This window comes from Microvirga pudoricolor (genome assembly GCF_016892705.1).
Taxonomy (GTDB): Bacteria; Pseudomonadota; Alphaproteobacteria; order Rhizobiales; family Beijerinckiaceae; genus Microvirga; species Microvirga pudoricolor.
This window is the reverse complement of sequence record NZ_JAFEMB010000001.1, coordinates 1111227-1125180: the sequence shown is the minus strand read 5'-3', so window position 1 is coordinate 1125180 and position 13954 is coordinate 1111227. Positions and strand designations below refer to the sequence as shown.

15 protein-coding genes are annotated in these 13954 nt (G+C 66.8%); 4 read left to right on the top strand and 11 right to left on the bottom strand.

Annotated elements, in window-relative coordinates; genetic code table 11:
• Positions 1-68: 68 nt before the first annotated feature.
• Together phbB and ILT42_RS05155 are read right to left on the bottom strand one after the other, a co-directional pair.
• On the bottom strand, positions 69-794 hold the full coding sequence (gene phbB / locus ILT42_RS05160) for an acetoacetyl-CoA reductase (RefSeq protein WP_204214244.1): 726 nt from the start codon (positions 792-794) through the stop codon (positions 69-71).
• Positions 795-1012: 218 nt separating this feature from the next.
• On the bottom strand, positions 1013-2191 hold the full coding sequence (locus tag ILT42_RS05155; RefSeq protein WP_204214243.1) for an acetyl-CoA C-acetyltransferase: 1179 nt from the start codon (positions 2189-2191) through the stop codon (positions 1013-1015).
• Positions 2192-2426: 235 nt separating this feature from the next.
• On the opposite strand from ILT42_RS05155, the gene phaR reads away from it, so the two are divergent.
• Positions 2427-2990, top strand: coding sequence for a polyhydroxyalkanoate synthesis repressor PhaR (gene phaR, locus ILT42_RS05150; protein ID WP_204214242.1), 564 nt, complete (start codon positions 2427-2429; stop codon positions 2988-2990).
• A gap of 213 nt (positions 2991-3203) precedes the next feature.
• Here phaR and ILT42_RS05145 read toward each other — a convergent pair whose 3' ends face one another.
• The 3 genes from ILT42_RS05145 to mtgA form a co-directional block, all read right to left on the bottom strand.
• On the bottom strand, positions 3204-4814 hold the full coding sequence (locus tag ILT42_RS05145) for an EAL domain-containing protein (RefSeq protein WP_204214241.1): 1611 nt from the start codon (positions 4812-4814) through the stop codon (positions 3204-3206).
• Positions 4815-5060: 246 nt separating this feature from the next.
• A complete protein-coding gene (gene rpmF / locus ILT42_RS05140) occupies positions 5061-5246 on the bottom strand; it encodes a 50S ribosomal protein L32 (RefSeq protein ID WP_204214240.1) in 186 nt (61 codons plus the stop codon).
• Between the two features lie 122 nt (positions 5247-5368).
• Positions 5369-6106: a monofunctional biosynthetic peptidoglycan transglycosylase gene (gene mtgA / locus ILT42_RS05135; protein WP_407664537.1), complete on the bottom strand. Its 738-nt coding sequence runs from the start codon at positions 6104-6106 to the stop codon at positions 5369-5371.
• Between the two features lie 79 nt (positions 6107-6185).
• Between mtgA and ILT42_RS05130 the strand changes: the two genes are divergently transcribed.
• Entirely contained in the window at positions 6186-7085 is a 900-nt protein-coding gene (locus ILT42_RS05130) for a polyprenyl synthetase family protein (protein WP_324617717.1), read from the top strand.
• Here ILT42_RS05130 and ILT42_RS05125 read toward each other — a convergent pair.
• The 5 genes from ILT42_RS05125 to ispG all read right to left on the bottom strand — a co-directional run bounded on the left by ILT42_RS05125 (position 7082) and on the right by ispG (position 12133).
• Entirely contained in the window at positions 7082-7489 is a 408-nt protein-coding gene (locus tag ILT42_RS05125) for a DUF1398 domain-containing protein (RefSeq protein ID WP_204214237.1), read from the bottom strand. The two genes, ILT42_RS05130 and ILT42_RS05125, sit on opposite strands and share 4 nt — an antisense overlap.
• A 43-nt stretch (positions 7490-7532) precedes the next feature.
• Entirely contained in the window at positions 7533-7994 is a 462-nt protein-coding gene (locus tag ILT42_RS05120) for a MarR family winged helix-turn-helix transcriptional regulator (protein ID WP_204214236.1), read from the bottom strand.
• A 94-nt stretch (positions 7995-8088) separates the two neighbouring features.
• Entirely contained in the window at positions 8089-8658 is a 570-nt protein-coding gene (locus ILT42_RS05115; protein WP_204214235.1) for a GNAT family N-acetyltransferase, read from the bottom strand.
• Between the two features lie 76 nt (positions 8659-8734).
• On the bottom strand, positions 8735-10681 hold the full coding sequence (locus ILT42_RS05110) for a potassium transporter Kup (RefSeq protein ID WP_204214234.1): 1947 nt from the start codon (positions 10679-10681) through the stop codon (positions 8735-8737).
• Positions 10682-10843: 162 nt separating this feature from the next.
• Positions 10844-12133 (bottom strand): flavodoxin-dependent (E)-4-hydroxy-3-methylbut-2-enyl-diphosphate synthase, encoded by a 1290-nt coding sequence (ispG, locus tag ILT42_RS05105; RefSeq protein WP_204214233.1) that lies wholly within the window; start codon positions 12131-12133, stop codon positions 10844-10846.
• Between the two features lie 173 nt (positions 12134-12306).
• Here ispG and ILT42_RS05100 point away from each other — a divergent pair, with 173 nt between their 5' ends.
• Positions 12307-12672: an ArsR/SmtB family transcription factor gene (locus tag ILT42_RS05100; protein ID WP_204214232.1), complete on the top strand. Its 366-nt coding sequence runs from the start codon at positions 12307-12309 to the stop codon at positions 12670-12672.
• Positions 12669-13202, top strand: coding sequence for an SRPBCC family protein (locus ILT42_RS05095; RefSeq protein ID WP_204214231.1), 534 nt, complete (start codon positions 12669-12671; stop codon positions 13200-13202). The genes ILT42_RS05100 and ILT42_RS05095 overlap by 4 nt, the downstream gene beginning before the upstream one ends.
• Before the next feature lie 75 nt (positions 13203-13277).
• Here the strand turns inward: ILT42_RS05095 and ILT42_RS05090 are convergent, their stop codons facing one another.
• A complete protein-coding gene (locus ILT42_RS05090; protein WP_204214230.1) occupies positions 13278-13793 on the bottom strand; it encodes a Fur family transcriptional regulator in 516 nt (171 codons plus the stop codon).
• Positions 13794-13954: the final 161 nt, after the last annotated feature.

Genomic DNA, 13954 nt, shown 5'->3' with positions numbered 1-13954 from the left:
GCGCCGTTTTCGGCAAGGGCGGCGCCCCTCGCGCCGGGAGCGATGCCCGGGGCGCGAGCCGCGCCCGCTTACGCCATGTACTGGCCGCCGTTGATGGTAAGCGTCGAGCCCGTGATGAAGCCCGCATCCTCTCCCGCCAGGTAGAGGACGCTGCGGGCGATCTCGTCGGCTTCGCCCAGGCGGCCCGCCGGGATCAGGGGCAGGATCTTGGTTTTCATCACCTCCTCGGGCACGGCCTGCACCATCTCGGTGGCGATGTAGCCCGGCGCGATCACGTTCACGGTAATGCCCTTGTTGGCGTTCTCCTGCGCCAGCGCCTTGGCGAAGCCCACGACGCCTGCCTTGGCGGCGGAGTAGTTGGCTTGGCCGATCTGGCCCTTCTGGCCATTGATGGACGAGATCAGGACGATGCGTCCGAAGCCGCGCTCGCGCATGCCCTCGATCACGGGCCGGGTGCAGGTGAACATGGAATCGAGGTTGGTGCGCATGACCTGGGACCACTGGTCGTAGGTCATGCGGTGGAACATGCCGTCCCGGGTGATGCCCGCATTGTTGACGAGCACGTCGACGGGCCCGATCTCCGACGCGATGGCCTTGATGCCCGCGTCGCACGCGGCCGCATCCGACACGTCGAACTTGTAGACCGGAATCCCGGTCTCCGCCTTGAACTTCGCGGCCGCCTCATCATTGCCCCCGTAATTCGCCGCGACGGAGTAGCCCGCCGCCTTCAGGGCCTTCGAGATCGCGGCGCCGATGCCGCGCGTACCGCCCGTGACCAACGCAACTCGCGCCATTGTCGTCTCCTTCCCGTTGCCGTTCCCGATGAACCTCTTGGCGGGTCCATAGATGCGAAGGCGGCCCGAGTCGTCCGGGCCGCCCCTTCCGTTACCTTAGCGCCTTCCGCGAGGCCGGGAAGAACTTCCTGGCCGCCGCGCCGCTGTTCTTTTGGGCAAGGCTCTTTTGGGCAAGGCTCTTTTGGGCAAGGCGCCGGGTCGGCGCCGTCCGTCCGCTCTCAGCGCTCCAGGCACATGGCGACGCCCATGCCGCCGCCGATGCACAGGGTGGCGAGACCCTTCTTGGCATCGCGCTTGGCCATCTCGTGCAGCAGGGTGACGAGCACGCGCGCGCCGGACGCCCCGATGGGGTGGCCGATGGCGATGGCGCCGCCGTTCACGTTCACGATGGACGGGTCCCAGCCCATGTCCTTGTTGACGGCCAGCGCCTGGGCCGCGAAGGCTTCGTTGGCCTCCACGAGGTCGAGGTCGGACACCTTCCAGCCAGCCTTCTCCAACGCCTTGCGCGAGGACGGGATCGGGCCCGTGCCCATGATGGCGGGATCGACGCCCGCCGTGGCCCAGGAGGCGATGCGCGCGAGTGGCGTCAGGCCGCGCCGGTTGGCTTCCTCCTCCGTCATCACCACGACGGCTGCGGCGCCGTCGTTGATGCCCGATGCGTTGCCGGCCGTCACGGTGCCCTCCTTGGAGAAGGCGGGGCGAAGCTTGGCGACCGAGTCCAGCGTGGCGCCGTGGCGGATGTACTCGTCCTGGTCCACCACCGTGTCGCCCTTGCGGCCCTTGATGGTGACGGGCGCGATCTCGTCCTTGAAGCGACCTGCCTTCTGGGCGGCCTCGGCCTTGTTCTGGGACCCGACCGCGAACTCGTCCTGCTCCTCGCGGGTGAGCTGCCAGCGCTGGGCCACGTTCTCGGCCGTGTTGCCCATGTGGTAGCCGTGGAAGGCGTCCATCAGGCCATCCTTGAGCATGGTGTCGAGGAGCTTCATGTCGCCCATCTTGGTGCCGCCGCGCATGTAGGCGGCGTGCGGGGCCTGGGACATGGATTCCTGGCCGCCTGCCACGATGATGGACGCATCCCCGTTGGCGATTTGCTGCAGGCCGAGAGCGACCGAGCGCAGGCCCGAGCCGCAGAGCTGGTTGAGGCCCCACGCGGTCTTCTCTTGAGGGATGCCCGCCGCCATCGCGGCTTGGCGAGCGGGATTCTGGCCCTGGCCGGCCGTGAGGATCTGGCCCAGGATCACCTCGTCCACGTCGGAGCCGTCGACGCCCGCCCGCTCCAGCGCGGCCTTGATGGCGATCGTTCCGAGCTCGTGCGCCGGGGTGTTGGCGAAGGCGCCGTTGAACGAGCCGACCGGGGTGCGGGCCGCCCCGACGATGACGATGTTGCCTTGGGCCATGGTGGTCTCCTTGAATGTCCCGATCAATATGGGCACGATCAAAGCCGCGGGACAGGGGAAGTCAAGCTGCACTTAGGGTGCAGCGTCCGGCTCAGCGGTTCTCCTCGCGAGTCTCCCAGCGACTCTTAGACTTTTGACGCTTTGCCCCTTACGCCGAAGGCCTATAATCTTTCCAAGGGACAGCATCCGCGGACGCGGAATGGTCCGGCCCTCTCACGGCGGAAATCACGGCACAATGGCGACGACGGACAAGCAACCGACGGTCATCAAGAAATATGCGAACCGCCGTCTCTACCATACCGGCACCTCGACCTATGTGACCCTTGAGGATCTCGCCACCATGGTGCGCCAGGGCGAGGACTTCGTGGTCTACGACGCGAAGTCCGGCGACGAGATCACCCGCTCCGTGCTTACGCAGATCATCTTCGAGCAGGAGAACAAGGAAGGCCAGAACCTCCTGCCGGTGACGTTCCTGCGCCAGCTCATCCGCTTCTACGGGGACAGCCTGCAATCCCTCGTGCCGAGCTATCTCGAATTTTCCATGAACAACCTTTCCCAGGAGCAGCAGAAGCTGCGGGAGCAGATGTCCCAGGCCTTCGGGCCGGGCGCGTTCCAGGCCATGGAGGAGCAGGTTCGCACCAATATGGGCTTCTTCCGCGAGGCCATGCGCATGTTCTCGCCCTTCCAGGCCCGCGCGGGCGGCGAGGACAAACCCACGGAACCCGGCGATCTCGACGCCCTCAAGCGCCAGATGGCCGACATGCAGGCCAAGCTCGACGCGCTCTCGAAGGACAAGTAGGCGCTTAAAGGAGATAGTTTCTACACGCCCTCATCCTGAGGGAATTGCGAAGCAATTTGTCTCGAAGGATGGTCCAGTTTGCAATGGAGACACTCCGCTGAAGCCCTCCTTCGAGACGCGGCTGCGCCGCTCCTCGGGATGAGGTGGAGGGGGCTCGAAACGTTGCTGAGGCGGCCCTCAGGATGAGTTTCGAGGGGGCCCGCCCCCTCGGTCTCAAGCCCGCTTCGCCGGCCGCAATCCCATCTGAGCCGGCCGTGTCAGATCGGCACCAAACAATCCGCCCTGCAGGTAATCGATGCCCCAGCCCGCGAGCATGCGGGCGATGCGCTCGTCCTCCACCCATTCGGCGCCGGCCGCCATGCCGAGGCGGTGGGCGCTCTCGATCAGGGTGCGGACGTAGAGGCGCTCCTCGGGCGAGCGCTCGATGGCCTGGACAAAGGGGCCGCCGATCACCAGGAGATCGACCGGCAGATGGCGGAGGCGGTCGCCCGTGAGATGGCCGGACCCGAAGCCATAGGCCGCGAGGCCGACCCCGAGCGCCTTCATGGTGTCGAGCTTGGCCTTGACGGCATCCACCTTGGTCAGAGCCTCGGCGGGCAGCCCGACCGTCAGGCGGGATGCGATCCCCGGGCGGGCGCCCAGGTGGGCCGCCAGCATGTCGATCCACTCGCTCTCCCGCAGGGTCGCGCCTGCGATGGGCAGGATGGTGCGCTCGCTCGGACAGGCCGCAAGATCGTCCGCCGCGAGCTCCAGCATCCGGCCGTCGAGGAGCAGGGACAGGCCGGGTCCGTCCATGACCGACGCCACGTCGCCGGCGGGCGAGAGGCTGCCGTCCGGGCGGCCGATGCGGGCTTGCGCGGCGTGGAAGACGGCCTGGCGCGTCAGCGCGTCCACGAGAGGTTGGCGGACATAGGTCAGGCGCCGGCCGTTGAGGGCGTCGATCACGTCGAACGGGTCCGTGCCGCAGCGCGAGGCTGCGGGCACCCGAACCGCGAAGGCGGTGGCAAAGCGCAGGCCCTCCGCCGTCGCGCCGTCCAGGGCCTCCTCGGCCCGGCGCAGCAGCGAGACCGCTTCGGTGGCATGCTCCGGCACGCTCGCGGCGCCCAGGCGCAGGGTCTCGGCCAGGACGACCGACCCCTCCTCGACGAGGCGCAGCAGGCGCGTCATGGCGCTCTCGGCGTCGGCAGCCGTGCAGGAGTTCAGGGTCAGGGCGAAGCGGCCCGGCGCGTAGCGGTCGAGGCGGTCACCCCGGCGCAGGAGGGGGCGCAGGGCTTCGATGACCTCGCCCATGAGCTCGCCGCTCTCGTCCTCGCCCTCGAGGCGTCCCGCCACCAGGGTCATCCGGTGACGGTAGGAGCGGGCCTCGACGAGTTCCCCCTGCAGCCGCAACAGAAGGTCCGACCGGGCGCGGATCAGGGCGCTCGGCACTTCCTGGCTGCCGCCGGGGGAGAGGCGCAAAAGCCCCCGGGCCAGGGCCGGACGCCCCTGCGCATCGCCGGTCCAGCGCCCGGCATCCTCCACCAGGCACGTCCGTTCGGGCCCAAGACGCAGGGCGTAGCACGCCTTGTAGGCGGTGGGATGCGACTGGCCCGCGGGCCCATGGTGCAGGGCAGCCCGGCGGTCGTCCCCGCTGCCCGGCTCCACGAGCTGGCCGAAGGCCGCGCCGGTTCGGGGCAGGCTCGCGGGAGCGATCCCCAAGGCGTCTGCGGCGTTGGGTCCCCAGGACAAGGCATCCGTCCCGAGATCCCACGTGTAGGCGGCGGCTCGCAAGCCCGTGGGGAGGCCCCCGCGATAGGAGGAGGGCCATCCCAGGGATGACCGCAAGACACCCTTCAACCGCTCCGCCTGGCTCCGCCGCCTTGCCATCACGCAACCCTCGACAACGCATCATGCGACGAGAGGCGCTCCGCAATCCGCGCCCGTCCCGCCTTCAAAAAGAGGGCCTAGGATCGTCGCGCAGCGTTAACGAAGGATGAAACGGCGGTCTGAATCTGCAAGGCTGGCGCGGCAACAAAAAACCGGCGCTCGCGCGCCGGTTCTTGTCATGGTCGCCTGTCGACGGATGCGGTCTTACGCGTCCGTCTTCACCTTCAGAACCTGACGGCCCCGGTACATGCCGGTCTTCAGGTCGATGTGGTGCGGGCGGCGCAGCTCGCCGGAATCCTTGTCCTCGACATAGGTCGGGGCCTTCAGGGCATCGGCGGAGCGACGCATGCCGCGCCGCGAGGGCGACGTTTTTCTTTTCGGAACGGCCATTTCTCGTCTCCAGTCAACGGCTGAGCGCCCGCTGGAACAGGGAAACGCTCAAATTCAATCTCGATAAGGTTGCGCCTCATACAGGGTCTTGCGGCAAATATCCAGCCCTAAAAGCATCGGTCTCACAGCCTGAGGCAATCGCTGTAGGGGGCGGCCACCTCCATGCGCGCGCGAAGCTGGGCCGCCAGGGCGCGCATGCGGGCCGTGGGCTTGGCCGGGTTGCGCACCAGGGGGTTCGGCAGGGCGCGGGCGAGCAGGGAGGCCTCGTTTCGGGTGAGGGCACGGGCGGGCTTCCTGAAATAATGCTGCGCGGCCGCCTCGGCGCCGAAAATGCCGTCGCCCCACTCGGCGATGTTGAGGTAGACCTCCATCATGTGCCGCTTGGTCCAAACCGCATCGATGTAGAGCGCGATGGGCAGTTCGAGCCCCTTGCGCACATAGGAGCGGCCCGGCCAGAGAAAAAGGTTCTTGGCGACCTGCATGGGGATCGTCGACGCCCCGCGCGACGGTCCGTCCTCGTCGGCGGCGTCGATCACGTCCCTGAGCGCGTCCCAATCGACCCCATGATGCTGACAGAAACGGCTGTCCTCGGCGGTCAGCACAGCCAAAGGAAGATTCGGGGAAATCTCGTCCAGGCTCACATATTGCCGGTTCACGGGCTGGAAGGTGAGCCAGCGCCCGAGCATCAGGGTGGAGACCGGCGGCACGATGGCGTAGGAAAGCCCTAGCCAAAAGACGAGCGCGACCCATAAGAGGACGAGGCCCAGGCCGATCTGGACGATGCGACGCAGGAGCCGGGAGACGGAGAAAGGTTTCCGGCTCCGTCCGGCGCGAAGGTCCGGAGCCGGCGCTAGGTCCATCCCGTCGTCCTTCACGGCTCCTGGAGCCGCGTCGCCCGTATTCAGGCTCACCATAATGCCATCCACCAGCTCTTTCGTGATGCGGCTGACCGAGGTCGCGACAGCCATCGAGGCCTTCCTGGAGACGTTGCTAGCAGACGCGCGCCGTTCAGGCGAGATCGCCCGGCCGCCCCGGCTCATGGCGGCCATGCGTCATGCGACGCTGGGCGGCGGCAAGCGTCTTCGGCCTTTTCTCACCATCGAGGCTGCCCGGCTCCTCGGCGTCGCCGGGGAGGGGGCCCTGCGAACCGGGGCCGCCGTCGAGCTGCTGCACGGCTATTCCCTGGTCCATGACGACCTGCCCTCCATGGATGACGATGATTTGAGGCGCGGGCGGCCCACTGTCCACAAGGCTTTCGACGAGGCCACCGCCATCCTGGTCGGCGACGCGCTCCAGACGCTGGCCTTCGAGGTGCTGGCCGATTCCGCGACCGATCCCGATGGGGCCATTCGGTCCGACCTGGTGCTGGGCCTCGCTCGCGCGTCGGGTCTGGGCGGCATGGTGGGCGGGCAGCTCCTCGACCTCACGGCGGAGGGCCGCTACGGAGCCGTGTCCTTCGGCGACACGGAGATCCGCCAGCTTCAGATGATGAAGACGGGCGCGATCCTGGCGTTTTCCGTAGAGGCCGGGGCCATCTTGGGCCGGGCCGACGCCGAGACCCGCCAGCGCCTCGTCACCTACGGGTGGGCGCTCGGCGCCGCCTTCCAGGTGGCTGACGACATCCTCGACCGGGAGGCTTCCTCGGAGGCCATGGGCAAGCGCACCGGCAAGGACCTGGAGAAGGGCAAGGCCACCCTCGTGGACCTTCTCGGCATGGACGGCGCGCGCCGGGAATGCGCGCGCCTGGTGGCGACGGCCGACGAGGCTCTGGGATCGTTCGGGCCCGAGGCCGACATCTTGCGCGAGACGGTGCGCTTCGTGGTCGAGCGGCAGGCCTAAGGGGCTGGCGCGGCCGGGAACGGCTCCACGTAACTGTCGCCGGTTCGGCCGTAATAGACCGCCCGGCGGCCCGCCAGGGAGACGTGGTAGCCGACGCAGCCCGCCATCGCGATCCGCTCGCAGAACTCCTTGTAGCGGATCCGTCCGGCCTGGATGGCCCGTACGGCCGCTTCGACGCCCGTGGACGAGAAATCCTTCGCCGGCACGCTTCCGACCGAGGCATTCGGCACGGCATGGGAGGCGTCGTCGGGCATGTAGTATGTCTTCTCGGATCGCACGAGGTCCGCATGATAGCGCTCGACGCCCGCGTCCATGAGCTTCATCACCACTTGCGGGAAGGCGACGCGCTCCTCGTCGGACGCACGGGTGCATTCCTCGACGACGGTCTTCACACTCTGGTTCATGGCTATCTCCTTGCCGGCAAAGAGTTATCGGTGCGAGCGACGGTCACTCGACCGGGATCGATTTCAGACCCTGATGCCGAACGATGTCGCGAAGGGTCTTCTCCAGGGCCACGCGTTCCTCCGCGCTCAGATGCCCGAAGAATGCGGTGTCGTTCTCGTCGGCCAGCGCGGCGAGCTGTGGAACCAAGGCCTTGCCGGCGTCGGTCAGGGACAAGGCCTGATACCGGCGGTCGTCCCGGCTCGTGTCCTTCGAGACCAACCCCTTGGCGGCGAGCCGGTCGGCGAGTTTGGAAATGGCGCCGCGGGTCATGCCGAGGGCGTCGGCTAAGTGGCTCGGCACGACGGAGCCCCGATCATAGAGCTCACGGAGGACCACCCATTCGGCCACGGTCACGCCGGAGGCTTCGACCTTGAGGCTGAATGCGTGTGACACATGGTTCGAAACGAACCGCAGCCAGTACCCGAGGTGGGTCTCCAATCCGCTGATCTTCGTGCTCTCCGGCATCGCAGGCCTTCTTAAGTTAACTAGGAAACTATCAGAATATGTTTCCTAGTCAACTATCCCTCCGCTTCAGCGCTGCAGTTGAGTCGAGGTCCCTTTAAGCCTCGGGTGTCGGAACCCAGAAGAGCAGCTTGCGCCTGTCAGGACGCGTCTCGTGATCCTTGTCTCCGGCCGGGATGCCGCCATTGGCTCGGATCACTTTGATCGACCCGATATTGTCGTCGTCGCAAGTAATCATGACGCGGGCGAGGCCCACCTCACGGGCGACAGGTAGGATCCGGCGCAGGGCCTCGGTCGCGTATCCGCGTCCCTGCTTCCACGGCACGATGGTGTAGCCGATATGGCCCGACACGTAGGGCGGCAGCTCTACCGTGCCGGTCTGAAAACGCAGGCCGATCCGCCCGCAGAACTCGCCGTCGACGATCAGGAAATCCCGCGCGGGCAGGCGCGGCACAAAGGTGCCGTCGGGCAGGCGGAAATTGGGGCTGTGGTAGGCTTCATGGAAGAAGTTCGCCCGGTCGCGGCGCAGCATGGCCAGTTGGTCCCGGCTGATGTCATGGGTGGTGTTGGGCGACCACCCTTGAGCGAGGGCGTGCTCGTAGCCGTCGAGCCATTCGGCGTTCGGTGGAACGAGGGTGAGCCTGGAGGTTTTCAGGGGTGCGTTCATGACGATCCGGACTTTAGACCGGGCCGTCTGGATTGCAACACTCTATCCTCTGGCGACGCATCGGCGATGCGTCGCGTCAGACCGTCACCTGCGTGCCCACTTCCACCACCCGGCCGGTGGGGATCTGGAAGAAGTCCGTGGCGTCGCTGGCGGATTTGGCGAGGCTGATGAAGATGCGGTCCTGCCAGAGCGGCATGCCGCTCTGAGCCGCCGGCCGGATGGAGCGGCGGGACAGGAAGAAGGACGTCGCCATGATGTCGAACTTGAAGCCCTGCTTGCGCAGGATCGCGAGGCCGCGCGGAATGTTGGGTGTCTCCATGTAGCCGTAGGTCATCTGCACGCGCCAGAACGTGTCGCCCACATGCTCGATCTGCACCCGCTCGTCGTCGTTGACGCGGGGATAGTCGGAGCTGCGAACGGTCAGGATCGCGTTCTTCTCGTGCAGCACCTTGTTGTGCTTGAGATTGTGCAGGAGGGCCGCAGGGGCCGTGTCGGGGTCGCTCGTCAGGAAGACGGCGGTGCCCTTCACCTGGTGGGGCGGGCTCTTCTCCAGCATGTTCACGAGCTCGATGAGGGGCACGTCCACCTTGCGGGTCTTCTCGAACAGGATGCGGGTGCCCTTCACCCAGGTGAGCATCAGGACGAAGAACACGCCCGCGATGAGCAGGGGCACGTAGCCGCCGTCGAGGAGCTTGATCATATTCGATGACAGGAAGGTCAGGTCGATGGCGAGCAGCGGCAGCATGACGAGGCCGGTCTTGACCGGACCCCAGCCCCAGCTGCGGCTCATGACGATGCAGGCGAGAAGCGTCGTCACCACCATGGTGCCGAACACCGCGATGCCGTAGGCGCTGGCGAGGCTGCTCGACGAGCCGAACATGAGCACCAGGGACACGACCGCGAAGAGAAGCAGCCAGTTCACGCGGGGCAGGTAGATCTGGCCCTGATGGGTCTCGGACGTGAAACGCACCTCCAGGCGAGGCAGGAGGCCGAGCTGGATCGCCTGCCGGGTCAGCGAGAACGCGCCCGTGATGACGGCCTGGCTCGCCACGATGGTGGCCAGCGTCGCCAGGATCACGAGGGGTAGGAGCAGCCAGCCCGGCGCGAGCAGGAAGAACGGGTTCTCGACCGATTCCGGATGCGCCAGCAACAGCGCGCCCTGGCCGAGATAGTTCAGGGCGAGGGCCGGGAACACCACGGTGCCCCAGGCCACGCGGATGGGCCGGCGGCCGAAATGGCCCAGATCCGCGTAGAGCGCCTCCGCGCCCGTAACCGCCAGGCAGACGCTGCCCAGGACCGTGAAGGCGATGCCCGGATGAGTGACCAGGAAGGAGACCCCGTAATACGGGTTGATGGCCAGGAAGACGCCCCAATCGTCCGAGATGTGCAGGAGGCCCAGGCCCGCCATGGTGATGAACCACAGGAGCGTCAGCGGTCCGAAAAACGCCGCAACCCGGCCGGTGCCCCGGCTCTGCACGATGAAGAGGCCGACCAGGATCGTCACCGCGATGGGCAGGATGTAGTCGTTGAGGGCCGGTGTGACGAGCTTGAGGCCCTCCACGGCTGAGAGGACCGAGATGGCGGGCGTGATGGCGGCGTCGCCGTAGAACAGGGCCGCGCCCGCCATGCCCATCACGAGAACCGGCAGGCTGCGCCGTCCGAGCGCCCGCTGGGCCAGGGCCACCAGGGTCAGGGAGCCGCCCTCACCCTTGTTGTCCGCCCGCAGCAGAAGGATCACGTATTTGATCGTGACCGTGAAGACGAGAGCCCACAGCAGCAGAGACAGGATGCCGATCACGAGTTCGCGGGTCATGGGCACCGGCGTGCCGTGGTGGCCTCCGGTAGCCGCCGCGATGGTCTCGCGCATGGCATAGAGGGGGCTGGTGCCGATATCGCCGTAGACGACGCCGATGGCCCCGAGTGTCAGGGTCCAGAAATTGGCGTGTCCGTGCCCTTCCGGAAGGGTCGCCTCCGGGGCGGCTGAATCGGCGTGACCAGGGGCGGCGGCGTGTTGATCTGCCATGATGATGCTTCGTTGCGGATCGCGCCGCAGACCGTCCTTGTTCAACTGCTATGCAGGCGCCAAAGGGCAAGCCCCCGTGCGAGGCTCAAGGCGCGGCGGCTCTCTAGCATATCGCGCCGCAGCTTAAAACGGAATCTGCGGCCTAGGTTCCATGAGACCGGCCTACTCGGCGGCGTCGCGGCTTCCCTGGCCGTAGCGCTTCTCGATGTAGTCGATGACGATTTTCTGGAAGTCCTGCGCCAGGGTCGCGCCGCGAAGCGTCATGGCCTTGCGGCCGTCGATGAAGACCGGCGCGGTGGGCTGCTCGCCTGTGCCGGGGAGCGAGATCCCGATATCGGCGTGCTTGGACTCGCCCGGCCCGTTCACGATGCAGCCCATCACGGCCACGTTCAGGTTCTCGACACCGGGATATTCCGTGCGCCAGCCCGGCATCGAGGTGGTGATCCAGGTCTGGATGTCCCGCGCCAGCTCCTGGAACACCGTGGAGGTGGTGCGGCCGCAGCCGGGGCAGGCGGCCACCAGGGGCACAAAGGTGCGGAAGCCCATGGTCTGGAGCAATTCCTGGGCGGTGCGCACCTCCACGGTGCGGTCGCCCCCGGGCTCGGGCGTCAGGGAGAAGCGGATCGTGTCGCCGATGCCCTGCTGGAGCAGGATGCCGATGGCGGCCGAGGACGCCACGATGCCCTTCGAGCCCATGCCGGCTTCCGTCAGGCCGAGATGGATGGCGTAGTCCGAGCGGCGGGCCAGTTCCTGGTAGACCGCGATGAGGTCCTGCACGGCTGAGACCTTGGCCGACAGGATGATCCGGTCGCGGGAAAGCCCGATCTCCTCGGCGCGGGCGGCAGACAGGAGGGCGGACTGGACCATGGCCTCGCGGGTCACCCAGCGCACGTCGCGCGGGGCCGCCGAGGCGGCGTTCTGGTCCATGAGATGGGTCAGGAGCTCCTGGTCGAGAGAGCCCCAATTGGCGCCGATGCGCACGGCTTTCTTGTAGCGGATCGCCATTTCGACGATGGCGCCGAACTGACGGTCCTTCTTCTCCTTGAAGCCCACATTGCCGGGATTGATGCGGTACTTGGCCAGCGCCTCGGCGCAGGCCGGATGATCGGCGAGGAGTTGGTGGCCGATATAGTGGAAGTCGCCGACCAGCGGCACGGTCACGTCGAGCCGGTCGAGGCGCTCGCGGATCTTGGGCACGGCCGCGGCCGCCTCGTCCCGGTCCACGGTGATGCGCACCAGCTCCGAGCCGGCTCGGGCGAGCGCCGCCACCTGGGCCACGGTAGCGTCCACGTCCGCCGTGTCCGTGTTGGTCATGGACTGCACCACGATGGGAGCCCCGCCGCCGACCGTGACATCTCCGACCTGCACACCGACGGTCCGGTGGCGCGGAGCCGGCCCGGCGCGGCTGTCGTCGGAGGCGTCGGGCAGGCAGGGCGTGTCGAGAGAGGTCATACGGCGTTCCACGGCGGCAGCCGGGCGCTGCCGCTGTTTAGCTGAGGCTTAAAGCGCGATCCGTCAAGCGCGGCAGGGGTGATGCGTCGCCACGTCCGAGCAACGGGCCGTTTCAGTGAAATCATTCAACCTTTCGGTTGACTAATAAACCCGATCGATGGATATTAAACCACATGGTTGAATTACAATCTGCCCAACTCGATACTGTCTTTCATGCCCTCGGCGATGCCACGCGGCGCCGGATGCTTCGCGACCTTGCGGCCGGGGAGAGGACGGTCGGCCAACTGGCCGATCCTTTCGCGATCTCCCTCGCGGCCGCCTCAAAGCACATCAAGGTGCTCGAGAGGGCCGGGCTGATCCGCCGTAAGGTTCGGGGCCGCACGCATCTGTGCCGCCTCGAACCGGGTCCCCTCGCAGGCGCCCAGGAGTGGCTCGGCTTCTACGAACGCTTCTGGACCGGTCGTCTGGATGCCCTCGACCGTCTCCTCCGCGAGGAGGATGCCCGTCACGAAACGAAACCCAAAGGAGAGAACACATGACCGACCTTGCGACCCTGGACGCCTACGGCACCGTGACCGAGCCCACCACTTTGAGGATCCAGCGCCTGCTGCCCGGGCCTGCCGAACGGGTATGGGCCTATCTGGTCGAGAGCGACCTGCGCCGCCAATGGCTGGCTTCGGGCGCGATGGCGGAATCCGTCGGGGCGCCCGTCGATCTGGTCTGGCGTAACGATGAATTGACCGATCCACCCGGCCGGCGTCCCTCGAACTTTTCGACGGACCACAGCATGAGAGTGGAGGTCACGGAATGCGACCCGCCACACCGGCTCGCGATCACTTGGGGCAGCACGGGAGGCGTGTCGTTCGATCTCGAGCCGCAGGGCGGGAACGTGCTGTTGACCTTGGTGCACCACCGCGTGCTGGACCGTTCCGTCCTGCTCAACGTCAGCGCCGGGTGGCACGCGCATCTCGACGTTTTGGCCGCGCGACTGGCCGGGCGGGACCCGGAGCCGTTCTGGGATGCCTGGATGGGCCTGAAGGCGGACTACGAGGGGCGCCTGTCCGCCTGAGACGGAAGGGCTCCGCCCGCTGGACGGAGCCTTGGCCTTGGACCGGCCGCGGGACGAGCCCGCGCTGGGACGATGTCAGTGCGAGCCCGACTGGCAATGGGTGCACTGGCCGGTGATCTCCAGCACCTTGTCCTTCGGGCGGAAACCCTTCTGGGCCAGGAGGGTCGAGAGACTGTTGGAGAGGTCTTGCGACGAGACCTCATCCACGCTGCCGCAGCTCTCGCAGATCAGGAACGCCACCGTATCCTGTGTTTCGGCCGCGTTGGCGCTGGCGATGTAGGCGTTCTTGCTGGCGAGCCGGTGGGCCAGGCCCTGCTCGATGAGAAAGTCGAGGGCGCGATAGACCGTGATCGGAGCCAGCCTGCGGCCGTTCGGGGCGAGAACCTCGGCGAGGTCATAGGCCCCGAGGGGCTTTTGCGACTCGTAGAGAGCCTCGTAGACATGGCGGCGGATCGGCGTCAGGCGCGCCCCGGAGGCCCGGCACAGGGTCTCGGCCTGGGCAAGAGCATGGGCATGGGCATGGGAGTGGGCCTGCTCGGAGGATGTCTCGGCCTTGGAGGAGTATCCAGATGGGGCGGGGATGCGTGCCATGGTTCAATCTCTCTCGGTCGGTGTGGCTCGGAGGGTCGCGGCCAAGGTGATGTTGTGGTCAAGGTGACGTTGCGGCCCAGTTCATTTGTATAGGTTATATAGCTACACATATAGAGAGGATTGTCAGCAACGAAATACCAAAGCGCATTTGCAAGGATGCA